General features: G+C 58.6%; 14 protein-coding genes. 10 read left to right on the forward strand and 4 right to left on the reverse strand.

Features of this window, described 5'->3' with window-relative positions; genetic code table 11:
• Positions 1-282: 282 nt before the first annotated feature.
• From Poly24_RS20605 to Poly24_RS20620, 4 genes are read left to right on the forward strand one after another with little or no spacing between them, the layout of a single operon-like run.
• Positions 283-9,030: an SDR family NAD(P)-dependent oxidoreductase gene (locus tag Poly24_RS20605; RefSeq protein ID WP_145099998.1), complete on the forward strand. Its 8,748-nt coding sequence runs from the start codon at positions 283-285 to the stop codon at positions 9,028-9,030.
• Entirely contained in the window at positions 9,027-12,095 is a 3,069-nt protein-coding gene (locus tag Poly24_RS20610; RefSeq protein WP_145100002.1) for a beta-ketoacyl synthase N-terminal-like domain-containing protein, read from the forward strand. Before Poly24_RS20605 ends, Poly24_RS20610 begins: the two co-directional genes overlap by 4 nt.
• Positions 12,092-15,484: a non-ribosomal peptide synthetase gene (locus Poly24_RS20615; RefSeq protein WP_145100005.1), complete on the forward strand. Its 3,393-nt coding sequence runs from the start codon at positions 12,092-12,094 to the stop codon at positions 15,482-15,484. Before Poly24_RS20610 ends, Poly24_RS20615 begins: the two co-directional genes overlap by 4 nt.
• Before the next feature lie 4 nt (positions 15,485-15,488).
• Entirely contained in the window at positions 15,489-17,504 is a 2,016-nt protein-coding gene (locus Poly24_RS20620; protein WP_145100007.1) for a 3-oxoacyl-[acyl-carrier-protein] synthase III C-terminal domain-containing protein, read from the forward strand.
• Between the two features lie 4 nt (positions 17,505-17,508).
• On the opposite strand, the gene Poly24_RS20625 is transcribed toward Poly24_RS20620, so the two are convergent.
• The 3 genes from Poly24_RS20625 to Poly24_RS20635 form a co-directional block, all read right to left on the reverse strand.
• Positions 17,509-18,561 carry a GHMP family kinase ATP-binding protein gene (locus tag Poly24_RS20625; RefSeq protein WP_145100010.1) on the reverse strand — a complete coding sequence of 351 codons (1,053 nt, stop codon included), beginning with the start codon at positions 18,559-18,561 and terminating at the stop codon, positions 17,509-17,511.
• Between the two features lie 87 nt (positions 18,562-18,648).
• Positions 18,649-19,005, reverse strand: a complete 357-nt coding sequence (locus Poly24_RS20630) for a DUF952 domain-containing protein (protein WP_231753258.1) — start codon at positions 19,003-19,005, stop codon at positions 18,649-18,651.
• Complete coding sequence (locus tag Poly24_RS20635) at positions 19,006-20,244, reverse strand: amidohydrolase family protein (protein WP_145100014.1); 1,239 nt, start codon at positions 20,242-20,244, stop codon at positions 19,006-19,008.
• 10 nt (positions 20,245-20,254) lie between these two features.
• Between Poly24_RS20635 and Poly24_RS20640 the strand changes: the two genes are divergently transcribed.
• The 6 genes from Poly24_RS20640 (at position 20,255) to Poly24_RS20665 (ending at position 25,118) form a co-directional block, all read left to right on the forward strand.
• Positions 20,255-20,890, forward strand: a complete 636-nt coding sequence (locus Poly24_RS20640) for a DNA-3-methyladenine glycosylase (protein WP_231753259.1) — start codon at positions 20,255-20,257, stop codon at positions 20,888-20,890.
• 579 nt (positions 20,891-21,469) lie between these two features.
• Positions 21,470-21,841, forward strand: a complete 372-nt coding sequence (rpsM, locus tag Poly24_RS20645) for a 30S ribosomal protein S13 (protein ID WP_145103237.1) — start codon at positions 21,470-21,472, stop codon at positions 21,839-21,841.
• Positions 21,842-22,029: 188 nt separating this feature from the next.
• Positions 22,030-22,413: a 30S ribosomal protein S11 gene (gene rpsK, locus Poly24_RS20650; protein WP_145100022.1), complete on the forward strand. Its 384-nt coding sequence runs from the start codon at positions 22,030-22,032 to the stop codon at positions 22,411-22,413.
• A gap of 100 nt (positions 22,414-22,513) precedes the next feature.
• Positions 22,514-23,503: a DNA-directed RNA polymerase subunit alpha gene (locus tag Poly24_RS20655; RefSeq protein ID WP_145100025.1), complete on the forward strand. Its 990-nt coding sequence runs from the start codon at positions 22,514-22,516 to the stop codon at positions 23,501-23,503.
• A gap of 93 nt (positions 23,504-23,596) precedes the next feature.
• Complete coding sequence (locus Poly24_RS20660) at positions 23,597-24,217, forward strand: bL17 family ribosomal protein (protein ID WP_145100028.1); 621 nt, start codon at positions 23,597-23,599, stop codon at positions 24,215-24,217.
• 391 nt (positions 24,218-24,608) lie between these two features.
• Positions 24,609-25,118, forward strand: coding sequence for an RDD family protein (locus tag Poly24_RS20665; protein ID WP_145100031.1), 510 nt, complete (start codon positions 24,609-24,611; stop codon positions 25,116-25,118).
• Between the two features lie 17 nt (positions 25,119-25,135).
• Here the strand turns inward: Poly24_RS20665 and Poly24_RS20670 are convergent, their stop codons facing one another.
• Entirely contained in the window at positions 25,136-26,203 is a 1,068-nt protein-coding gene (locus Poly24_RS20670; protein WP_197452060.1) for a potassium channel family protein, read from the reverse strand.
• Positions 26,204-26,236 lie beyond the last annotated feature (33 nt).

Here is a 26,236-nt window from a genome sequence, read left to right on the forward strand (position 1 = left end):
TTTTTTTCCCTCTTTTGGCTGCTAAAATCGACGTCCAGCGGGAAATCAGCGGGCATGATTCAACGGTCGCTTCGAAGACCCCAGCCGCTACAGACGGCTTCCCCAGCAAATAGCGAATTGCCGAACTGTCACAGTTTCGCTATTCTCACCAGATTGGTGATATCGGTTCGACCTCGCTTTCCATCAACACAACCTGACACGGTGTCCCGGGCAGCTTAAGTGAGATTGCTCCCTTGAGCCACCCTCAGCGGAAACCGGAGACCGAGCAAAAGTTGGTTCCCCGTGAAGAATGCTTCCCACCAAAACCAAACTGGCCAAGCACGCACTTTTTCCGAGCTGTTGTCAACTCGCGCCGCTCTCCACCCCGACCGCCCGGCGATCAAGTTCCTCGCCGAGGGAACCGAGGTAACGGACCAGGTCACGTATCAACAACTGCACGCCCGCGCCGCGTCGATCGGTTCGTGGCTGTCGGATCGCGGTTTGCGCGGCCGACCGGTACTGCTCGTCTTTCCCCAAAGTATCGACTACGCTGCCGCCTTCTTTGGCTGCCTTTACGCCGGAGCGATCGCCGTTCCCGCCTATCCGCCCCGTCGCAACCGAAACCTCGATCGGCTGCAAGGCATGGCCAGCGATAGCGGCGCCGACGTGATCTTGACCAACGACGAACTGCTGGAATCCTTGAGCACCTGGGTCGACGAAGACAACCCCCTTGGGCAGCGGTCTTTATTGTCGATCAATACGTTGACGGAGGACCCGCAATTCAATCCAGCCTTCGGAGCCGATCCCCAATCGCTCGCCTTCCTGCAGTACACGTCGGGATCGACCGGAGCGCCCAAGGGAGTCAGCGTCACCAACCGCAACCTGCTCGAAAACCAAACCATGATCACCGAGATCTTCGGCCAGCGCGAAGACGAAGTGATCACGTGCGGTTGGCTGCCGATGTATCACGACATGGGGTTGATCGGCAACCTGTTGCATCCGCTGTATCTGGGCGGGCATCTGGTATTGATGTCGCCATTCACCTTCTTCCAAAAACCGCTCTGCTGGTTGCAAGCGATCTCCGATCACCGCGCCACGATCAGCGGCAGCCCCAACTTCGGCTACGACATGTGCGTCGAAGCGATCAGCGAACACGAACGCGAGCGCTTGGATCTAAGCAGCTGGAACCTCGCCTTCAACGGCGCCGAACCGGTCCGCCACGCAACGCTGCAGCGGTTTATCAAAACTTTCCAACCGCACGGCTTCTCCCCCACCGCCTTTTCCCCCTGCTTCGGGATGGCCGAAACCACGCTGATCGTCAGCGGAACGCGTCGCCCCGAGGCCCACAAATCGATCGAGGTCGATGCGGAATCACTCCGCCAGGGAACCGTTGAATCTCCCGCCCCACAGCCTCCCGAGCCACCGTTGACGATCGTCTCCTCGGGACGCCCCGGGAGCGATTTTGATGTCCGAATCGTCGATCCCGAAACACGCATCGAATTGCCAGAGAACAAGACGGGCGAAGTCTGGGTCCATGGACCCAGCGTGACCAACGGTTATTGGCATCGACCAACCGAAACCGAACAAACCTTCCAGGCCACGATCGCGGGCGATTCGGAGCCTGCCAAACACTACCTGCGAACCGGCGACCTCGGCTTCCTTCGCGACGGAGAACTGTATGTTGCCGGTCGTCTCAAAGACACGATCATCGTGGCCGGAGCGAATCATTACCCTAGTGATATCGAAGAGACAGTCGTCGCCAGCCATCCATCGTTGGCGATCGGTGGTGGAGTGGCTTTTTCGATCGACCGCGACGATCGCGAACAAGTCTTTGTCGCCCAGGAACTGAAGCGTTCGCAGTGGCGTTCGTTTGATAAAGACGAAGTCATCTCAGCGATCTATGGACGCGTCTTCCAGGACCATGGCCTCACACTTGCTGGCATTGTCCTGTTGCGTCCCGGATCGATTCCAAAAACAACCAGCGGAAAGCTTCAGCGTCGACTGACCGCCCAACTGTTTGCCGATGGTGAACTGAAGACACTGGTCGATTGGTCGCGCGACGAAGCAATGGCGTCTTCACATCCCACCGAATCGAAACCTGAAAATGTCGACGCGACTCCGGCGACCGAAACGAGCCAACAGCAAGATCAATTGGCCGAACTGCAAACCTGGCTGACAGCACAATTAGCCTCGCTGCTGCAGATCTCTCCCGAATCGATCTCCGCTAGCGAACCGCTGGCACTCTATGGACTCACCTCTGTCGCAGCCGTTCGATTGGCAGGCATGCTCTCACAGCGCGTCGACCAACCGATCGATCCGACCCTGGCTTACAATTTCCCCACGATCGATTCGATCTGCCGGCACTTGGTTCTTGGCGAATCGGCCCGCCGCTTGTCGACGCGCGATCGCGTCCCTCCCGTCGCGTCAACCGCCGACGATCCGATTGCGATCATCGGCATGGCATGCCGTTTTCCCGGAGCGGCGTCGATCGACGAATTCTGGGATCTGTTGAGCTCCGGAAGCTGCGCGATCCGTTCTTCACGCGATGGGCAACCAGTTTCGTCTGGGGGTTCGGCCCCTTCGGCAGTGCCGACCGCGGCCGGCTACATCGACGGGGTCGATCAATTTGATCCCTCCTTTTTCTCGATCAGCCCGCGTGAAGCGGATGAAATGGATCCCCGTCAGCGACTGGCCATGGAGGTGAGTTGGCGGGCGATCGAGCACGCCAACATGGATCCAAGGCGTTTGGCCGGTTCCCCGACAGGCGTTTTCTTTGGAGCCAGCGGTAACGATTACGAACGCCTGTGCAACGCGGCGGGGCATCCGACGGGTGGACACTCGGCAACGGGAGTCTCCCACGCGATCATCGCCAACCGCATCAGTTACTTCCTGGATCTCCAAGGCCCCAGCTTCTCGGTCGATACCGCCTGTTCGTCCTCATTGGTCGCGGTGCATCAAGCGGCCGAAGCAATCCGCGGCGGACAATGCGACACTGCGATTGCCGGTGGTGTCAACCTGATTCTCGATCCGGCGGTCACCCATGCGTTCCACGAGGCGGGCATGCTGTCACCGACCGGTCAATGCAAAACGTTCGCCGCCGGAGCCAATGGATTTGTCCGCGGCGAAGGCTGTGGTGTCGTCGTTTTAAAGCGGCTCTCCCAAGCGGTGGCTGATCGTGACAACGTGCTGTGCGTTGTGCGAAGTTCGGCCATCAACCAAGACGGCCGCAGCAACGGCCTGACCGCTCCTAGCGGCCTTGCGCAACAACAAGTCGTCCGCAGCGCATTGAACAATGGAGACGTTCACCCGGCGGAGGTCCAATACGTCGAAGCGCATGGTACTGGTACCGAGCTAGGCGATCCGATCGAGATCGGTGCCTTGGCGGCCGTCTACGGAGACCGCTCCAGCCCCTTGCGGGTCGGTTCGGTCAAAACGAATATCGGTCATCTGGAAGCGGCTGCAGGAATTGCGGGCGTGATCAAAACCGTCTTGGCGCTCCGCAACCAAATCATTCCCCCGCACCTTGGCTTCGATGCCCCCAACCCACATATCGATTGGTCTCAACCGATCGAAGTGGCTTCCTCCACAACGATATGGAATTGTGACGATGGGCAGCTGCAACGCGCAGGCGTCAGCAGTTTCGGCTTCGGTGGCACTAACGCGCACTTGATCCTTGAGGCTCCCGCGTCGTCCCTTGCGGCCGGATCCGAAGACGCAGCTGAGGAACCATCGCAATTCCATCTGGTCAAGTTCTCCGCCAAGAGCGACGAAGCACTTGACGCTTTGGTCGCCGAGTTTTCGGATAACGCGCCGGCTGCGGAACTCTCCGCCATTGCGGCGTCTGCCAACTTGGGCCGTTCCGATTTCCCACATCGCTTGGCCGTGATCGCTTCGTCGACCGACGACCTCATGCAGTGCCTGGGGAATCCTGAGAACCAACCGCGCGTCTTACGAAGTCAAAACGGGTCGCAACGACCGGCTGCCGAACAGGTCCGTCAAGCGTTGCACCAAGCGATTGCCAGCACCGCCACGCTGGACGACCTTCGACAGCTGGGAAAACACTACGTCGATGGCGCCGCAATCGACTGGCGTCGGCTGCATCCAAATGCCTCGCGAACGATCGACCTTCCCGGCCATCCGATGCGACGTCATCGCTGCTGGTTTCGCACGCAGCCGGCCGACGCGACGGGACGCCCGCTCTCCGGTGACCTCCCAAGCGAGCATCCGTTGCTCGGAAACCGTTTCGATTTGGCCGGCGACACAATCGTTTTTGAAACCGATCTTTCCGCGATCGATCTGTTGCGCGATCACCGGCTGCGTGGGGAGACCCTCTTCCCGACGACCGGCTACATTGAACAAGCGCTCTCGGCGGCTTGGATCGCCAGCGGTCGCAAGGCGTGGGAAATCGAAGCGTTGCAAATCGAGCGACCGTTGCGGATTGCAGCGACAGGCCCTTGCCGAGTTCAAATTTCACTGGATCCTCGAGACGATGGATATCAATGTCGCATTCAACACCGAGGAGACAGCGGGTGGCAACCGGTCGCGTCGTGCCAAGTTGTCGCCAGCACGCCGCTCCGGATGACGCCCCCGACGTCGGAACTCTCTTCGCCAACACATCGCTCCTCCGAACATCACTATGCCAACTGTGATGCCTTAGGATTGCAATACGGCCCGGCGTTTCGGGGACTGGTCGAAGTTCAGTCGGATACCGTCACGGCGGTTGGACGCGTCATGTTGCCAACGGACGTCGACGCATTTTCATCCGTGGTGATCCATCCCGCATTGTTGGATGCCTGCCTACAGTCCTTGGCTGCATTGATCCCCGAGGAATTGATGGGGTTGTGGCTACCTGTCGGACTCCAGCGTTTCAGGTTCCTATCGAAAGGTCCATTGGGGCGTGAGGTCTTGGTCCGCGGCCAGCTTCGTTTTGATCAAGCAACCGCGTCGCTGCTTGGCGATGTTTGGTTGTTGGATTCCGACGATCATGTCGTTGCAGTCGTCGAAGGCTTGCGGTTAGAGAACGGCCACCCCGTGTCGCCGGTCTCGCGATACGAAGAAGCTTGGCTGCCGCAGATCCGGCAACACGAAGCGACACCGCCCCCTGAGGTCACCGCCGTGGAGATTTCCGCCGATCTGCTGGAGCGGCGCGACGAACTGCTTAGCAAAACCGGGTTCCTCGAATCGATCGATGCGCGGCAATTGCTTGACGAGACGTGCCAGCGTTGGGTGATCCACTGCCTTGTCAGCCTGATGGGGCCGCTGCCCGTGGGCAAGACATTGGTTCGTGAAGACTTCCCAACACGACTGGGCTTGCTGCCCGAGAAGCTTCGATCGTTCGAACGCATGCTTGAAATGCTGGTCGAAGACGGTCTGTTGGTTCGCGTCGAAGAGGGTTGGCAAACGAGGGTCGCGTTGGAACCGGGCGACGCGACATTCCATGAAGACACTCAGGCGACCTCATTGAACATCGCTGTCGCTTCCGAAGCCGCGTTACTGCAGCGCTGCGGCAGCCAATTGGCGGAAGTGCTCGTCGGCGAGATCGAGCCGTTGGACCTGTTGTTCCCCAAACAAGGCGTGACGGCAGCGGATGTCTACAAGACGTCGCCAGGGGCGCGAACGATCAACGCGATGCTGGGGCAAGCGATTGAAGCCATCGTCGCCGCACTACCCGATGGACGCGGGCTCCGCGTGTTGGAGATCGGTGGCGGGACCGGGGGCACCACACACAATGTGCTCGCCAGCCTGCCAGCAGATCGTTTCCACTACACGTTTACCGATATCGGCGCTAGTTTCCTGGCGGCCGCACGCCAGACGTTTGCCAGTTGCGATGCGATTGAATTTAGGTCGCTCGATATCGAACAGGCTCCCGAATCGCAGGGTTTCGATTTGGCCAGCTTTGATCTCGTGATCGCCGCCAACGTATTGCACGCCACGCGCGATCTGAACCAGACCGTCGCCAATGCCCGCTCGCTGCTGTCCCCCGGCGGCCAATTGTTGCTGCTGGAAGGGACACGTCGCTGCCGCTGGATGGACCTGACGTTCGGATTGACCGACGGATGGTGGCGGTTCGACGATGCGATCCGCTGCGACTATCCCATGGCCAATGAAGCGGCTTGGCGAAGCGTCTTGGCAGAAAATCAATTCGACACCGCGACGATCATCAGTCCGCTGCCCGACGATGATTCCCGCTCGGCCCAAACCGCGGAAAACGTCCTGATCGTGGCGACCGCCACGGAACTGAAATCGAAGCCGACTCGCGATCACTGGACGCTCGTGACCGACCGGATGTCGCGAGGTCAACGGCTCGCCAAACGCTTGATCCAAGAAGGCTGTACCGCAGAATTGATCGATGCCACCGCGGATGATTTCAGCGCGTCCGTCAGCGGCTCGATGACCCATTATCCCGGCACCCAGCACATCGCGTTCGTCGCCGGCCGATCTCAAGGTGATGCCAGCGAACACGCCCACGCCGCCTGCTTGCGGTTGCTACAAACCGTGCAGGCAATTTTGCCCAAGGTGGTGGGACCAATCGAACTGGCATTGATCACGTCCGATGCCGCAACCGATCCGACCGCGTCAGCGCTGCAAGGCATGCTCCGCTCGATCGCGTTGGAACAGCCCGATTGGCGTGTGCGTTCGATCGATGCGGCCGGTAAAAAAGACAAATTCGCCCGCCAGGTTGCCGCTGAAATGTTGAGCGGTGATACGGAACCGGAGGTCTCCCTAGCGACCGATCGCCGTGTCCGCCGATTGCTGCAGTCGACATCGGACTTGATCGGCGACAACGGTCGCGTGCTGCGTGTGGCCACGCGAGGCAGCTTGGAAGGTGTCCGATTGGAATCGGTCCCGCGTCGCAAGCCGGGACGCGGCGAAGTTGAAATCGCTGTGTTGGCAAGCGGCTTGAATTATCGCGACATCTTGTTGGCGATGGGCATGTATCCCGGTGAAGCGCCGCTGGGGGCCGAATGTGTTGGACGCATCACGCGCGTGGGAAGCGGTGTTTCATCGCATCAGGTGGGCGATTTCGTGATCGCGTTGGGGGAAGAGACATTCGCCGATTTCGTCACCGTTTCCGCGTCGCGGATCACCGCACTGCCCAACGGGCTTGGCTATGCCGAGGCAGCGACCATTCCCGTCGCTTTCCTGACCGCCTCGTTCGCGTTGGAGACGCTGGGCAATTTGCAGCCCGGGCAACGCGTGCTGATCCATTCAGCCACCGGCGGCGTCGGCTTGGCGGCGATCCAAATCGCGAAGGCATTGGGAGCGGAGATCTTTGCGACGGCAAGCACCAGCAAACACGCGGTCTTGCGCGAGCTGGGAATCGCGAGTGTCTTCGATTCCCGGTCGCCCGGATTTGCCGCCGCGATCGCCGATGCGACGGGAGGCCGAGGTGTCGATCTGATCCTCGACACGTTGCCGGAATCGATGTTCCACGAGAATCTCGATTCTTTGGCCCCGAGCGGCGTGTACGTCGACATCACCAAACCGACCACCGATCGCGCTGCGGACCTCCGTTTCCGTCAATCCGAGGCGTCAGCGACCTACCACTTGCTCGATTTGGTGCAAATCCTTCAGCAAGAACCGCAGACCGCAATCCGACGGCTCCGCGCCCTCCTGGCCCGCTTTGCCGATGGCAGCTATCAACCGCTGCCGATGGAAACCTTCCGATTATCCCATGCCGTCGACGCGATGCGGCAGATGCAGCTGGCCCGCCAGATCGGCAAACTGGTCCTTGTCGCCGACGATGCGCCGCAGCTGGCTTCTCGCGGGTCACTCGATTTTCAAGAACTCTCGATTCACAAAGACGCCGCATACGTGATCGCCGGTGGCCTGGGCGATTTAGGGCTGATGACTGCCGATTATCTTTCGCAGCGTGGCGCGGGCTTGATCGCATTGGTCCAACGCAGTCGGCCGACCGATGCCCAGCAAGTCGTGATCGACCGGATCGAAAATGCCGGCTCCCAAGTCTTGATTTGTGAAGCGGACATCGCCGACCGCGATCAAGTGGCATCGACATTAAACCGTGTCCGCCGCGAAGGGTTCCCCATCGCCGGGATCATTCATTCGGCGGGCGTGCTGCGCGACGCGTTTGTGCAAAATCAAGATGTGGATTCGTTTGGTCGAGTGTTCGACGTCAAAGCGGCGGGCGCATGGCACCTCCATGAACTGACCCTCGACGATCCGATCGATCTGTTTGTTGTCTATTCTTCGTTGGCATCGGTGATTGGGGCACCTGGGCAATCGAATCACGCGGCCGCCAACGCCTTTCTCGATGGCCTGGTTCGACAGCGCCTCGCGTCCGGATTGCCCGCGACCAATTTCAACTGGGGACCGTGGGGATCGATCGGCGAAGCGGCTCGCCGCGGTGCCGATTCCCGAACCGACATGCAAGGCGTGGGCGTGATCCAACCGGCAGCCGGAGCGATGACGATGCAGCGGATGTTGCCACGTAAATCGGCGATCGCCGCGATCGCTCAGATCAACGCGGACACGTTGCCGCCGCGGCTGAAGTCGCATCCGCTGTTCCAGGCGCTGCTGAACGCATCCACAACACCAGCCCCCCCGAATGAAGGTCAGATTGTCGACGAAATACACGCCGCGAATCCAGACCAGCGACCGCAGCGGATGCTTGAACACGTCCGCAAAACGCTGGCGGAGATTTTGGGGATGTCCGATGTTTCGCGAATTTCCGCATCGACAGTGATGACCGACATTGGGCTCGATTCGTTAACCGCGCTCGAATTGCGAGATTCGCTACAAACCGACTTGGCGACGGCGCTACCCGCATCATTGGTTTATGATTATCCATCGGTGCGCGAGTTGTCCGATTTCTTGCTGACCTTAATAACGGCATCGGGAAAATCTGCCGATGATAGCAACCAGGAAGTTTTGGGAACCGTTGACGATCAGGCAGACCTTGCATCGGTCAGTGAAACGCAGCGTGTCGAGCCCGCAGGAGAGCCTTCAATGGCGCCGGTCAGCAACGTCTCCAATCCAATCGAAGCTTCACTAGAACAATTGAACGCAGAACTGAATCTCTGGGAATCATGACCGAACCGCTCCGCTTTTCCACCGAACAACAAGTTGTTGATGCCTTGACCAAGGCGTCTCAACGGTTGGCCGACGCGCGGCGCAAGCGAGACGAACCGATCGCAGTGATTGGAATGGGGTGCCGATTTCCAGGAGCGGACGGTCTGGACGCGTTCTGGAATTTGTTAAGCGACGGCAAGTGTGCGATCGGCCGGGTTCCTAGCGATCGCTGGGATGCCGAGGCGTTCACATCGCCACAGCCTAAAGTGCCCGGCAAGATGATCACCGATCGGGCCGGTTTCATCGATGAGGTGGATCAATTCGATTCGCGATTTTTTGAGATCACCCGCCGCGAGGCGAGTTCGCTGGACCCGCAGCACCGTTTGCTACTGGAGACCGCTTGGCGAACGCTCGAACACGCGGGCATCCCGGTCGAAAGCACCGCCGGCGGCCGACATGGTGTGTTTGTCGGGATCTGCAGCAGCGACTATCTGGCGTTGCTAAATAAGACAGACCTTTCCACGATCGATGCCTATCGAGGGACAGGCAACGCCCACGGAGCGGCGGCGGGCCGATTGAGCTACTTTATGAAGTGGCAAGGGCCGAGTATGGCGATCGATACGGCTTGTTCTTCGTCGCTGGTCGCGGTGCATCAAGCGATCGCCAGTCTCCGCGGCGGCGAGTGCGAGATGGCGTTGGTCGCAGGCGTGAATCTGATCCTGACGCCGGGATTGAGCATCAATCTGTCGCAAGCGGGCATGCTGTCGCCGCGTGGACTTTGCCAAGCGTTCGCCGCGTCGGCCGATGGCTTTGTCCGTGGTGAAGGCTGCGGCGCCGTGCTGCTGAAACGACTCAGCGACGCGATTCACGATGGCGATCGAATCGTGTGCTGTTTGAGCGGATCGGCCGTCAATCAGGACGGTCGCAGCAACGGCTTGACCGCCCCCAACGGTCTCTCGCAGCAAGACGTAATCCGCGCGGCGCTGAAACGCAGTCGTTTGACCCCCGATGCGATCGACTACATCGAAGCCCACGGAACCGGCACGCCGTTGGGTGACCCAATCGAAATGCGGGCTTTGGGCGAAGTCTTCGGCCAACGCGAGCGCCCCTTGCTGGTCGGATCGGTCAAGACGAACATCGGGCATCTCGAAGGCGCAGCGGGCGTCGCCGGACTGATTAAAACCTGCCTGTCGTTGCAAAACCAAGCGTTGCCCCAACACCTTCACTTCGATCAGCCCAGCGACCACATTGATTGGTCGCTGCCAATCGAAGTGACCAACCGATACCGCGACTGGAAAACGGAAACCGCCGCCGTCTGCGAGCGCCAACTCCGTCGTGCCGGAGTCAGCAGTTTTGGATTCGGCGGCACCAATGCGCATGTGATCGTGGAAGAGTATTGTCCGACAGCAACCGATGAATCCAACGTTTCCGAATCCGGACTGACAATCGTCAAATTGTCGGCAAAGACGGAAACCGCATTGGAACAACTGACTCGCCAATTCGCCTGTTCGCTCCCCGACGGATCGCTCGCCCAAATTGCGGCAACCGCGAATTTGGGACGCGATGATTTTCAGTTCCGCCGTTTTGTGATCGCCGCCAGTCGCGAAGACTTGGTTTTGAGACTCAACGATCCGACGTCCAGCGCGGAACCGCAAACGCCCCGACACAAAGACTTGTTATCACTAGGACAACGCTATGTCGCTGGCGAAACGATCGACTGGCCTGCAGTCACACCAGGTCGACGCAGCCAGATGGTCACCCTGCCCGGGCACCCGTTTGTCCGCCAGCGTTGCTGGGTAACAACGCAGAAGCCGCATGAGACCACGGGTCCCGTCGAATCGACACGTACAGCGCAAACGCTCGCGACCTCCGAATCGCATCCTTTGCTGGGCAGCCGATTGGATCTGGCCGGGAAAGCGATTGTTTTCGAGAGCGATATTGCCCAGGTCGACTACCTGATGGATCACCGCTTGCGGGACGAAGCGATTTTCCCGGCGACCGGCTATATCGAACAAGGACTGGCCGCGGCTCAGCGGATTGCCGGTAAGAACCTTGGCGTGCGGGACCTGCAGTTGCTTCGTCCTCTGCCGGTGAACGAAAGCGGTTGCCGTGTCCAAGTCGTTTTGGAACCGGATTACAGCGGCGGATACCGTTGCAGCGTTCAACACCGCGGCGACGGCCCCTGGCAAGAACACGCCACGATGCAGCTGCGAGATGCCGATCACGAGGCCTTGGCGATCGCGAACTGGAACGCTGCAAGTTCCGCTGCCGTTCCAACGAAACAGATCGAGATCGAAAAACACTATGCATCGATGGATGCCATGGGCATTCAATACGGCCCCACATTTCGTGGCTTGCAACGCTTAAGCGTCCAAGGGACGATCGCTTGCGGCGAGGTTGCATTCCCACCGTCGATGGCCGACTTCGCCGTTTACAGTTTGCACCCCGCATTGCTGGACGCTTGCTTCCAAGTCCTCGCCGCTTTGATGCCCGGCGATCAACACGCGATGTGGCTTCCGGTGTCGATCGATCGGGTGGATCACGAGAGCCTGAAACCTTCGTTGACGAAACTTCATGTCGTGGGACGGTTGCTGCGAGACGAAACCAGCGATCAATGGATCGGCGATATCCAATTGTGCGACGAAACGCGAAACGTACTGGGAAATGTACGTGGCCTGCATCTGCAACGCTTCGCTGCCAAACCACGCCAACCGAGCGATCACCGTTCCCGCCGGTCAAACGATTCACACCCCCTGGGGCACCCGGCGGACTACGCCGATGCGGCAACCTATGAAAGCAAGTTGCTGGACTTTGCGCAGCGAACGGTTGCGGAGATCGCGGAGATTGATGTCGACGAAGTATTGCTAGATGCCCCGCTGACGTCGTTGGGAATCGATTCCATCATGGCGATCGAATTGCAAGACGTGCTTGAAAAAGAAATCGACATCCAAGTCTCGATGGAACTGTTCTTGAAAGATCTCAGTTTGCGAGCGCTGCTACACGAAGTGCTTTCCGCACACCGATCCAACGACGCACAGCACGCCGGTTCGTCCTCGGACGACGCTTGGGTTGAGGGGGCGTTATGATTTCGATCGATCCCCTTGTCGACAAGTTGGTCGCTGACCTGCGACAGCGTGGTGTGAAGCTGTGGAACGACGGAGGCTTGCTTCGCTTCAGCGCTTCCAAAAGTGCGCTCTCGCCAGCGTTGATGCTGCAGATGCGTAAGCACAAAGCTGCAATCCTGGAACTGCTGCAGCAAGAATCACCGGACGATGACGACGACCAGCAGACCGGTCCCGTTTCCTTGGGACAGGAATCGTTATGGCTTTTGCATAAGCAATTCCCCGACAGTCCCGCCTATAACACGGCAGCCACGCTGCGATTTGTAGCTCCCGTGGAGGTCGCCGCGCTGCGCGCCGCGTTTCAAAAACTGATCGCCCGGCACGAACCGCTGCGAACCACCTTTGCAGCCGCCCCAGGGCACGACGTTCACGCCGTCGTGCATTCGAGTGCGACGCTTGATTTCCAGCAGGCCGACGTCGCCGACGAAGCGGCACTACATCAACGTGTGCGATCCGAATATTTGCAGCCGTTCCGCCTCGATCAAAGTCCGCTGATGCGAGTCCGGTTGTTCACCCGATCGGCCAACGACCAGATCCTATTGATCGTCGTCCACCATATCGTTTTTGATGCCTTTTCATTGTGGGTGATGCAAGATGAACTGAAGCAGTTGTATGCCAGTGAAGTTGCCGGCACGGATTGTTTATTGCCCGCGCTGCCGGCCCAATACAGCGACTTTGTCCGCTGGCAACGCGAGTTTCCTGAGACCGCCGCGGGGAACAAACAATGGGATTACTGGAAACAGCAATTGGCAGGCGATCCGGTTCCCGCCGAACTGTTATGGGACCGACCACGCCCACGCCGCAGTGCCGCCCGGGGCGCAACATTGCATTTCCCAATCGACAATCAATTGGCCGCTGGCCTGCGACAATTGGGGCGAGAGAACAACGCGACGCCTCTGGCCGTAGGGTTGGCGGTTTTTCAAACGCTCATGTATCGGCTCACCCATATCGAAGACGCGGTGGTGGGAATGACGACCGCGGGGCGTTCGACACGCGAATACGCCAACGCGATCGGCTATTTTGTCAACACGTTGCCGATCCGTGGTCGAATTCAGGGAAAGCTGAAATTCGCAGACGTATTGACGTCGGCGATGCAAACGACCGTCGAAGCGCGGCAAGCGCAAGACTTTCCGTTTGCGTTGCTGGTTCAACGTCTTCGCCCCGTCCGTGATTTGTCGGCACCGCCATTGTGCCGCGTTGTGTTTGGGCTACAGAAGCCGATGGCCGGCGATGACGTGGCGAGCTTGCTGGCTGGCAGCAACCAGTCCGTCGAATGGGGCGACACGCGTGTCGCCTGCTATCCGATGGATCAACAGGAAGGTCAGTTCGATCTCGTGCTGGAACTTTACCAGACACCCGACGGCTATACCGGCGTGTTGAAGTACGATCTGAATCTGATGCATACCGCATCGGCAAAACGGTTTGCCGACCAGTTTGCGCACCTTTTGGGACAGGTTGTCGACGATCCCCATCGCGACGTCGATGACTATTCGATCGTTCCCGACGCGGAGCGGGCTCAGTTGCGGCAGTGGGCGATCGCTCCGCAGATCAACGATCCACAACACCTACGTTTCGACCGGTGGTTTGAATCGCAAGCCGCCGCGTCCCCCGAGACATCGGCCGCCGCGCTGGGAGAGCACCAGCTTTCCTATGCTGAACTGGACGCGCTGACCAATCGAGTTGGCCGCCTGCTGCAACAACACGGCGCGTCGATCGGCAGCCATGTGATTGTCGCGTGTGGACGAACGATCGAAGCTCCCGTCTTGATGTTGGCCTGCTTCAAAATCGGAGCCGCCTATGTGCCGATGTCGCCAACGACTCCCGAGGTCCGCGCGTGCCAAATGGTTTCGGATTGCAATCCGGCGTTGGTGATTGCCGTCCCCTCGCTTGCCCATTCGCTCGCTCAAGAATTGCCGCAGCAGCGTGTGCTCGACGCCGCCACGCTGTTGAATTTGGCAGCCGACCTAGACGACGCGCGGATTGGAGCGGCTTTTGGCGACGAAACGACAGCGTATGTGATTTGCACTTCGGGCTCGACCGGCACGCCCAAAGGGATTGCCGTGTCACATGCCGCGCTTTGCCGGCATACCGCCAGCATGCGTGAGGTCTTCGGCACGACGGCCGCCGATCGGATGTATCAGTTCAGCGACCTGACCTTCGACCCATCGATCGAACAAATGGTCGTACCGTGGTCGGTTGGCGGAGCCGTTGTTTTTCGCGATGACAACTTGCCATCGGTCGAAGAGTTTTGGCAGACGATGTTGGATCAAAAGATCACCATCGCCAACCTGCCCCCCAAATATTTCGAAGAGTGCAGTCGTGCGATCCCGTTTGGCGATGCCTGGCCCCGCAGCCTACGTCTGATGATCGTTGGGGGAGACGTCTTCCCACGCGATGTTGCCAGCGACTGGATCGATCGCGGCGTTCGGTTGCTCAACGCGTATGGTCCCACCGAGACCGTGATCACCGCGACCACCTGCGACGTGACTGCCGACTGGGCCCGTCTGCGGTTGCCGATCGGTAAACCCAAGCCCGGCTCAACCGCTTTCGTCCTGGACCGCCGGCACCGGCAGATGCCCATCGGCGTGGCGGGCGAACTGTATCTGGGCGGGCCGATGCTGGCCGACGGTTATGTCAACCTGCCCGAAGAGACGGCGCAGCGATTCATCCAAGTCGAAGTCGATGGCGTCGTCCAACGCATGTATCGGTCGGGCGATCTGACGCGTTGGAACTCCGAAGGGCAGCTGGAATTTTTGGGCCGGATCGATCGCCAGGTGAAGATTCGAGGTTTCCGGATCGAGCTGGGGGATATCGAAGCGGCGTTGGCGTTGCATCCAAGCGTCAGCGCAGGAATCGTCAAAGCGTTTGAAGATGCTGGCGACACCTACCTGGCGGCGTTCCTGACAACCGAGCCTTCCGACGATGTGAGTGTCGAATCGATCGTTTCGCATCTCAAGGGGCGACTGCCGATTTACATGGTTCCCCAACGCGTGGTGATTCTGGATCAATTGCCCCTGTTGGCCAGCGGCAAGGTCGATTCGAATCAGCTGCATGCCGATCCCCCATCGACCGCCGTATTGCATCGGGCCTATGTCGCGCCACAGACCCAGGTCCAGCAGATCCTCGCGGAGGTTTGGGCCAGTGTGCTGAATTTGGAACGGGTCGGAATCGACGACGACTTCTACGACCTCGGCGGCGGATCGCTGCAAGCGCTCCGTATCGTTTCGGAATTATCAGCCCAAGACCTTGTTTCACAAAGCGACGACGACGGCCTTCCCCTGAGCCCTCAGATGCTTTTCCAATACACCACGATTTCTGAACTTTCGCCTCACCTGAGGCTTGCGAGTACATAAACTGATGTTGATGAAGACTAACGATACCATGCTGCGTACCGTGATCGAGAGCATTGGTGCTTACCTGCCTTCGCACGAGGTGACGACCGACGAGATCGTACAGGGGTGCGAACGGAAAGTCCGCGTGCCGCTGGCGAAGCTGACAGGCATTCGTTCGCGTCGCCGCGCGGGGGTCGATGAGTTTTCGATCGATCTGGCAGAGAAAGCGGTCAGCGACTGCTTGAACCATTCGGCGTTGGCCGCCGACCAAATCGAGGCGATCGTCTGCACCAACATCTCGCGTTGGGACAGCAAGAATTCGGTCACATTTGAACCGGCGACCAGCGTCCGGCTGAAATCGCTGCTCGGACTGGACAACGCCATCGCGATCGACATCTCCAATGCGTGTGCTGGAATGTGGACCGGCGTCTACATGATCGATGCTTTGATTCGCAGCGGTGCGATCCGCAGTGGAATGGTCGTCAGCGGGGAATACATCACCCACCTGATCGATACCGCGCAGAAGGAAATCGTCGACTTCATGGATCCGCAATTGGCTTCGCTGACGCTGGGGGACGCCGGCGTCGCGCTGACGCTGACAGCCGCGGGATCGACCGGCAGCGGATTTCACGATCTCGATATGTACACGCTCAGCAAATACAGCCAGTTTTGTGTTGCCAAGCCGACCGACAAGCCTCACGGCGGCGCGGCGATGTACACCGATGCGATCAAGGTCACCGAGTCGGTAGTCCCTCATGCGGCGCGGCACGCCAAAGATGTTCTCGATCGAAACGAATGGGGCTTCGATGCGATTGGACATGTGATCCCGCATCAAACCAGTAAGCTGACGATGCAAGAAGGGATGCGTGAGATCAAGCGGCTGTTCGATTACGACCTGTCGCAACGCCTGATTAACAACTTAGAACAAAGGGGCAACACATCCAGCAACGCCCACTTCTTGGCATTGCACGACGCGATGCGACGGCGCGAAGTCAAAGGAGGCGATTCGATCGTCTTTTGCATCTCCGGATCGGGTCAAACGACGGGGACCGCCCTTTATGTGTGCGATGATTTGCCCGAACGGATCAATGCGGAAGACGCTCAAAACGGCAAACCGCGGCGCGAGATCGCGTCGACCGAATCGGCGCTGATGCCGATCCAATTGCAAGTCGAATCGCTAGGCATCGCGTATCCGCCGACTCGCGAAACCGCCGACACGCTGACCATGCTGCAGCAGGCCGGAGAGCAATGCTTGAAGCAATCCAGCTGCGAAAAACAGGACATCGATATCCTGATCGCCGCCTGCACCTACCGCACTGAATTTATCATGGAACCGGCGATCGCAGCCTTGCTGGCCGGCCGGATGGAGATCAACTTCGATCGCGAACCCGAAGCCGAAGACAAGACGTTTGCCTTCGATGTGATCAACGGCGAAATTGGGATGATGAAGTCGTTGTTCTTGGCTTCGGAATTCATTCGCGCCGGTCGCGGCAAGAAGGTGATGGTCGTCGGATCGGAAGTCGACAACAACGCAGCCGATCGCCCCGATCAATCGATCGACGTCTCGCCGATGGCGTCGGCGTTGATCGTCCAGGAATCGGTCGATGCGACCTGCGGATTTCTGTCCTTCCATTTCCAAGACTTCACGCAGTTCAAAGACCTCCGGAAATCCGAAGGCTACTGGAACCAGCAGGGGCAAGCCTGCATGAATTGCACCGATCAACCCGAAGCGTTGCACGCGGCCTATCTCGATTGTATCGAAACGACGGTCGCCAATTTCCTGCAAACCAATGAGCTTACGCGAGAAGACATCGCCCGCATTGTCCCCTCTCCGATCTCCAGCGCGTTTGTCGCCGATGTCGCAACGCGGTTGCAATTCCCTGCCGAAAAGGTGCTCGACATCTCCGACGCCAACGGTTCGCTGATGTCTTCGGCGATCCCCGTTGGCCTGAAAAACCTTGAAGTCGCCTCGGGTGAGATGGTGCTGTTCATAAGCGTCAGCCCCGGTATCCAGATCGGATGTGCCCTCTACATGGCGTAGCGGGCTATTCGATTTCGCAACCGCTCGATTCGCGTTTCGCGCAGACCGATGCCGGCTTGTTTCTTGCCTGCGTGATTTCGATCGTTAAGCGATCCCCGTCGTCGGCCGACAACAGACGCTGTCGCATCGCTTCAGCCGATTCCTGATCGGGGCAAAACGCAAAAATGGTCGGTCCCCACGAACTCTGGCCGATCCCTTGGCAACCGGCATCGCGAAGCCACGCGACCAGTGCCTCCAGTTGCGGACCGTTGTAGGCGCCGCCTTGCACCGGGGCAAACAACATTCCCGACGCATGGTTGTAGCGCGAGACCGAATTGCAAAAAGCTTCAAAATCGTGAGCAATGCTCGCCGGCAAGATCTCGTCGTTCATGATCGCCAATAGCGCATCGCGTTCGGCGGGAGCGGCGGATGCCAATTGAGCGAAGTGCGCCTGTTCCACGCCACCATGAACGTGCGCTTTGAACTGGCGAGGCCGCACCAACAAGATCCGCCAGTGGCTAGGAAACGGCTGCGTCGCGGTGAGCCTTCCCAACATCTGCCCCTCGGGGATTCCCGATTCGACGACTAACCCGCCGTGCGCAAACCCATGCACTCCGATCGCCGAACGTCGCCCACGCGCCGCGATCTCCGCCGCCAATTGCTTCAAGGAGATCGGCATCTGCAACAACGTCGTCAAGGCGGTGGCAATCGCGAGGTTGATCTGAGTTCCCGATCCCAAACCGGCGTGCGCGTCGGATGACTGCAGCAGTTGCAGATCGCAGGAGGGCAGCGTGGGCAGTCCAAAGTAATCGACAAACCGCTGGGCAACTTCTCGGCACCGCGTTTCGAATTCACCTTCGAATCGAAACCGATCCGACCGGACAGCGCGGACATGAACGCTCGGTCGGCGAATCATCAGCCCGCAACCGCCGTAGCAGACGCGATCGACAGGCTGGGTCGACAACAGCCCAAAATGCAACCGGCTGCCCGTGACAACATCCACCCGCTGGCAAGCGACAGGATGCGTGGGCAGGTGCGACGCGCAGGTCGCTTCGGAGCTGGGATCATGAGCGGACATGCCCCCAGTTTAAAGTCACTGGCAGTGTCAAAGCTACCCTAGCCAATCGCGATGCAAACGATCCCCAACGGCCCCTGGCGATCGAACTCACCACTGCACAGGAAACCGATGCGATCCCGATTCCAGCTGTGGCAGCAACGTGTGCCGGGCGACAGCCTTCAACGGCAGCGGGGCGTACAGATGCGGGAAGAGGTCGCCGCCGCGCGAGACCTCCCACCTCAGTGCTTCGCCCAGCGAATCGGTAGCGACCTCGGCCAGGATCAAGTCTCCCAGTCCCGCAAAATGCTTCGCCACCGTCTCTTCCAGCTGATGCTCGGCGGAAAAATGGATAAATCCATCGGCAAGATCGATTGGAGCTCCAAGAAACTGGCCCTCGTTTCGGAAGGCTTGCCACTGCGCCGGCGTCAGAATTTTGTAGATCAATGGATGGGGATCGTTCATCATTTATCGTTCTCCGAGAAGTTGAATAGGCTGTGCATCCAGCAGCGTCTCCCACAGCGAAGCCTCCGTCGCTGCAGCGGTCTTCAATACGAATAGGTGGCCATCCGATCCAGGCTGCAGACGCCCATAGGTCGGCTGTCCCAAAGCGTCGGCTCCGTGCCGCGTCGCCATCGCGACGACATCACGTGGATCAAGATCCTGCCGATGCCGCAGGAGATGCCGAACCTCGTTCCACAGATCGAGATCGGGATTCGACGCGCGCGAATCGGTTCCCAAAGCAACCCGCACCCCGGCGGCCATCAAGTCGGCGACGGGATGTGGTGCATGATCGAAGAAGGCGTGCGTGCGTGGGCAATAAACAACCGACAACCGCTGGTGATGACTGGCGATCGTTTGAATCTCGTCAGCCGAAAGGTAGTTCCCGTGGACCAACAGTCCTCGGGGAGCGGTGGCGACGCGTTGGATCATCTGATCGATCGTGATCGCCAGCGGATACTGTTCCAATCCCGGCAGGCCCAGCGATTCGAAGGTCTCCCGCAACGGACCGTCTCCACTTTCGATAAACCTTCGCTCTTCGAGCGATTCGGCCAAATGAATCGCTAACGGAATTGAACGGCTTCGCGCCCTATCGATACACGATTCGAGTAGCGCTGGCGGGACGGAATACGGTGCGTGCGGGCTGATGCCAAATGCGATCCGATCGTTTCCACCGCCAGCGATTTGCGTTTCGGCCCAGTCGAGCAATTCCTGCTGCCGCCCGGGCGATAAGCCTAAGACTTCGCAAAAGGCAACGATCCGCAGCTCTCTGTCGCTTGCGAGGCTCTGCTGCGCAACGACCGCTTCGTAGGGCCACGGTTTCGTTGCGATCTCTCCCAATAGCGCCGTGCCGGTGCGGACGACTTCGTCGATCCCCTTCAGGATCGCTGCCGTCCGTTGGTCCTGAGTCAATTGCTGTTGCCGACGTGCGCAGACGACTTCGGGCAACCAATCGGCGATCGACATCCCCGCGGTACCGATCGGAGTCGCTAGGTCGGAGAACTCAAGGTGCGTGTGCGCGTTGACGAGCCCCGGTAGGATCGCCACGTCCCCCAGATCGCTTAGATAGGATTGGCCGCGGTAGGATTCGACAGAGACGATCCGTCCTGAGGCGATTGAGATCACGCCATCGTGGACGACGGGAGCGGCGACCGGTACGATCCAGCGAGCGCGATAGTTTATTGGAGCGACTTCGCTTAAAGACATGACCAAAACCGTGGATACTGAAAAACAAACGACGACCTGGCCCAAACCACTGGCCCCATCCTTCTACCGCCGCCCCCCCGAGATCGTTGCGAGGGCATTGATTGGCAAGACGTTGCTGCACCGTCGCGATGACCAGGTCGTGGGTGGAGTGATCGTGGAGACGGAAGCTTATCTTGCCCAATCGGATCCCGCCTGTCATGCGGCCCGCGGGATGACACCGCGCAACCGCACGATGTTTGGCCCCGAAGGGCGATTGTACGTCTACACGATCCACGCCAAGTATTGCCTGAACGCGGTCACGCAGCGAGCGGGCGTTGGTAGCGCGGTATTGATCCGAGCGATCGAACCGCGATGGGGAATCGAAGTGATGCAGCAGCGGCGTGGCCAGCATGCGAGCGACCGGCTGTGTCGTGGCCCTGCGATGTTGTGCCAGGCGATGGGCATCGATTTACAACACGATGGCGTTTGCTTGACCGAAACGACTACGGTTTGGATCGGTCGGTCGGTTCAACGCATCATCGCCTCGCAAATCGTGACCGCGCCCCGGATTGGAATTTCACAAGCCAAGGAAATACCGCTTCGCTATTTTGTACGGAACAGCCCGTTTGTCAGTGGCCCCAAATACTGGCACAAGACCGCCCCTTGATCTGAGGAACCGAATGCTGCCGGAGGCCGGTCCCTACGAACCGTTTACGGCGAAAGTGAACGACGGAGACAGTGCCACGGGAATGCTAGCAAAATCCCAATCCTGCCCCTCGGTGAACCACACGCCAAATCCGGGCATGCGGGTGCGGGCGGTAATTTCGTCATGCCTGCTGGTCGATGCTCGCAGCTTGCAGGATCCGCAGCCGACGCAACGCTGGATTGCGGGCACAAATCGTGAAGGCCCGACCAAAAATTACCGTTCAATTGCCCGAATCGAGAACGTGGTTCGCAGCGCCCAGCGTTTGTGATATAAAGCGTCGACCACAGGCGAGCGCGGCTGTTTGTGCGAAAACGCCGGCCGCGCTTTCTTATTAATTTGCTACGATTTTCCGCTGTGTCGTGGATTATCGCGGTCGATATATAATTCTTTGTGGAAAATCGTGCGTTTAACCCATTGAGCAATTTGGGGGCCAGACGCTATATTTCGTGGTTCTTAGCCAGCTCGATGGTTCGCTGTGGGCGAACGTCTGCATTGATAGCACGGCAACTGTGACAGGAGAATGCCGTTATGCCCCGTATTTTGGGCGTTGATGTCCCTAACGACAAACAAATTCAATATTCGCTGACATACCTCTACGGCGTTGGTTTATATACCGCACGTGAAGCGTGTGAGCGTTTGCAAATCGATCCAAAGCGCAAAGCGTTCGAGTTGACCGAAGAAGAAGTCAGTAAACTGGCTGCTTTCTTGGAAAGCGAATACACCGTCGAAGGTCCTTTGCGTCGTCAGCTGAGTTCGAACATCAGCCGTCTACGTGAAGTCAAGGCTTACCGCGGCATTCGGCACCGCCTGGGGCTGCCCGTTCGCGGCCAGCGCACCAAGACGAATGCCCGAACACGCAAGGGCCCCAAGAAGACTGTCGCCGGTAAGAAGGGCGTTAAAGACTTGCGGTAATCCCATTTGTGGACCGCAGCGACCGGGGCACTGCTCCGGTCGGGCCTGTGTTGAGCAGGCAACTCGCCAGCTCCCCGCCAGAAACGCTCCGAATTCCAAGTTGTCCTTTTCACCAAATGGGATATGCCCTTCGCTAGTGCAATTATTGCCAGGGAAGCCCAGCAAACCAGACTGAGAAGATTTAAAACGTGTCAAAAGTTAAAACCAAGAAAAAGCAACGGCGTAACGTGGTATCGGGCATTGCCCACATCCATGCCACCTTCAACAACACGACCGTCACCATCACAGATCCCAAGGGCGAGACCTTGTGCTGGGCTAGCGCTGGCACGTGCGGGTTCAAGGGCAGCCGAAAGAGCACTCCTTTCGCCGGTCAAATGGCAGCGCAACAATGTGCAGAGAAGGCACAGAAGTTTGGCGTTCGCGAAGTTGAAGTGCGCGTCAAAGGCCCCGGCAGCGGACGCGAAAACGCGATCACTTCGCTGCAATCGGCAGGCCTGAAGGTCAAACTGATCGAAGACGTCACCCCGATCCCCCACAACGGTTGCCGGCCGCGTAAGAAGCGACGCGTCTAGCGTTTGCTGGTCCGCCAGGTCACCGTATTGCAAGCACTGGGCCGATGGTCCAGTGAAGCCTCCCACTAAAATCAGTTTTCCGTAACAAGGAACATCAGCCATGCACATTCGTTGGCGTGGAATGGAATTGCCCAGCACGGTCGAAGTCGATCGTGATACATTGTCTCCCACCTACGGCAAATTTGTGGCCGAACCGTTCGAGCGTGGCTTTGGCAACAGCGTCGGCAATAGCTTGCGTCGCGTGTTGCTGTCGAGCCTCGAAGGAAGCGCGGTCACTCAGATTAAGGTGCACGGAGCCCAACACGAATTCAGCTCGATCGCTGGCGTGATGGAAGATGTTACCGAAATCGTTTTGAATGTAAAAAGCTTGATCGTTCGCAATCATAGCGAATCGACTCGCGTGATCACCGTACAGCGGAACACCGCTGGCGACGTCACCGGTAACGATGTGCAAACCGATCAAGATGTTGAAATCATCAACAACAACCACATCCTGGCAACGTTGACCGAAGACGTGCCATTCATGATGGAAATGGTCGTTGAAAATGGTCGCGGTTATGTTCCGTCGACCGAACACAGCACTGGCGAACACGAAATCGGAATCATTCCGATCGACGCGGTCTTCAGCCCCGTGACCCGCGTTCGCTACGAAGTCGAAGAGACACGCGTCGGTCAAAAGACGAACTACGATCGTTTGATCATGGAAATCTGGACCGACGGCACCGTGGGTCCCGAACTGGCGTTGACCGAATCGGCCAAGATCATGCGAAAGCACTTGAACCCATTCGTGCAATACACCGAACTGGGCCCTGGAATTCACACTGTCGCTCGCGGCGGAGCGAATTCGGCTGAGGCACAACTGGAAGCCAAGCTGAACATGCCGATCAGCGATCTGCGTCTTTCGGTCCGTGCAGGCAACTGCTTGGAATCCGAACAGATCCGCACCGTTCGCGATTTGGTGGTTCGCACCGAAGATCAATTGATCGAAGTCCGCAACTTTGGCGATACTACACTGAACGAAGTTCGCGACAAGCTCAATGCGTTGGGATTGCATCTGGGGATGCGGGTTCCAACCGGCGGGTTGATGTAATCGTTGCTGTCACCAGCATCGCGTTGTAATCCAACACTAACACATTTTGTTTTTCGACGGGCGTAATGCCTGTCTCATCCAAGCAGTTCAATCATGCGACATCGACGAAAAGGACGTGTTCTCGGCCGCAGTCCGAGCCACCGCAAGGCAATGTTCAAGAACCTGGCTAGCAGCTTGTTCCTCACCGAACGAGATGCGGAGTTGGATGATAACGCGCCCAAGGTTAAGGGCCGCGTTGTTACCACACTGGAAAAGGCCAAGGAAATTCGCCCGCTCGTGGAACGCTGCATTACGATCGCCAAGCGTTCGTTGGCAGCCGAGGAAGAGTCGCAGAAGTACGCGACCGACGCAGAACGCGGCTCCGACGCTTGGAAGACCTGGCGGAAGAGCGAGAACTGGCGCAAATGGACCGACGCGCGAGCTCCTGCAATTGCCGCTCGCCGTCGCGTACTGCAATTGCTTGGCGACAAGCAAGCGATGCACATCGTATTCGACGAACTGGCAGACCGCTTCCGCGATCGTCCAGGAGGCTACACTCGTATCTTGCGTTTGGCCAAGCCTCGCTTGGGCGACGCCGGTACCCGAGCGATTCTGGAATTCGTGGGTGTCAATGATCGCGTGAGCCAAAAGGCGGAACGCCCATCGTTCGATGACGACAGCGACGCCGCAGAAGAAGAAGTTGCCAGCGAAGAATCGAAGGCTAGCGACGAGTAGTCGTCGGGCTGACAGCAACATAAATTTTGAAAAGAGCAGGCTTAAACGGCCTGCTCTTTTTTTTGCGCTGATGACGGCGCCCGTTCCCCCGTCCATCCAGTTAGGGGTCGCCTGGACCCTTGCTTCCGCTCCCTTCTGCTGGCCGACGTGTGACGACCGAAAACGAACGTTCAAAGCGGTGCGATTACCTGGGCTGGTATTGATCCGTTGTTTCGGCAGAAGACGCTACGGCCCTGGAACCCCCAGCGGGTCATCTGGGGGCATAAGATTACCTGGAACAACCACGACGTGTTTCGTGTCGATTGAACAAGCGAACGCTATAATCCAGCCCACACCACTGGACTTCCAGATCAGGTAGCTGTTTCGGAATCTATAGCGAGGAGCAAGAACGATGTCCGACAATCCGTATGCCAGTCCCGTCGCCACGCCTTTAGACGTTACGGTCTCCGATGAGGGAGGTAGCATCGACGGAATGCCGTTTGCGTCGCAAAACCGACGGCTCGTGAATTTCTTGGTGGACAACGTGATGACACAGATTGTTTCGTCGCTTGCCGGTGGTGCGTTGGGCGCCGCCTATGCGCAAAGCAACGGCGGACAGATCACACAAGATCAAGCTACGACACTTCAATTGATGGGAATGGGGTTGGGCTTGCTGGTCGTCCTGCTGTACTTCTTCCTCATGGAGGCAACAATGGGGGCGACGGTTGGCAAACTGCTGACAAGCACACGCGTTGTCGACGCGGGCGGCGGGAAAGCGAGCGTCGGGAAACTGATCGGCCGCACCTTCGCGCGGTTGATTCCGTTTGAGCCCGTCTCGTTCCTGTTCGGTGACAAAACCACCGGCTGGCACGATTCATTGTCGGGCACGCGCGTCGTCGACATCCGTGCAGGGCGACGCTAACAGCGTGTTGCATAGGTTCAGGGTCGAACGCGTGAGCCGCGATACGTGAGCTCAGTGCGTTTGGCCTGGACTTGTCGGATCACGGCCAGCGTCTGTTCTTGGCTCGACAAGACATACAGGATGTCGCCCGGGTGTATCGCTTCGCTAGCTTCAGGGTTGCGACGAATACGCCCATCGGTGGAAAGGATCGCCACAATTAGGGTCCCACCGTCATTGAGGTTCAGATCGGAGATCTTGCCTCCTGCAACCGCGGACGCCCCCTCGACCCGGACCTCGCGGATCGCAAGCCCAAGCGCCTTCAGATCGCTGTTCAAGCGAGTCCTTTGACGCGCGTCGGAGATCAACGCATCGGCGGTCGGGCAGGAGATCATGTTGGCGATCCGAGCGGCGCCAATCGCCTCGGGCATCACCACGTGATTGGCCCCGCTGCGAACAAGCTTCCGCTGAGTCGATTCAGATTCGCCACGGGCGATGATCTGCAATTCTTGTGTCAGTTCACGGGCGGTCAACGTGATGAAGACATTGGCGGCATCCTCGGGCAAAACGGTCGCAAGGTACGCGGCACGGTGGATGCCAGCCTTGATCAGCGTCTCCTCTTCGCCCGCGTTGCCCGTGACCACAAGATAGCCAAGCTCTTCCGCTTGCGCGATGCGGTCAGGATTTTCGTCGATGCAGACGAACGCCTGGTCAAGCGACTTGAGCTCCTCAGCCAAATTGCGGCCAACACGTCCGAACCCACAAATGATCACGTGGTTCGATGTTTGTGCGATTCCCTGACTCATCCGCCTCGCTCCCAACGCGCGATAAAATTCCCCTTCGGCAACCATTTGCACAAAGCCGCCCACGACATAGATTCCCGACGAGCAACCGGCCACGATGATGAAAGCTGTAAAGACCTTCAAGCCGGTGCTGTCGATGGGATGGACTTCGCCGTAACCGACACCGAAGATCGTGATCACGACCATGTAGATCGAATCGACAACCGACCAGCCCGCCGCGATGAATCCAAACACAGCAGCGACACAGGTGATCGACAGAAACGTCAATCCCACCAACATCTTCCGCACCGAGGTGCTTTCGCTCATGGCCGACATCCCAGCCGGCGTGCCCTAGACAGA

The sequence above is a fragment of the Rosistilla carotiformis genome (assembly GCF_007753095.1).
Taxonomy (GTDB): Bacteria; Planctomycetota; Planctomycetia; order Pirellulales; family Pirellulaceae; genus Rosistilla; species Rosistilla carotiformis.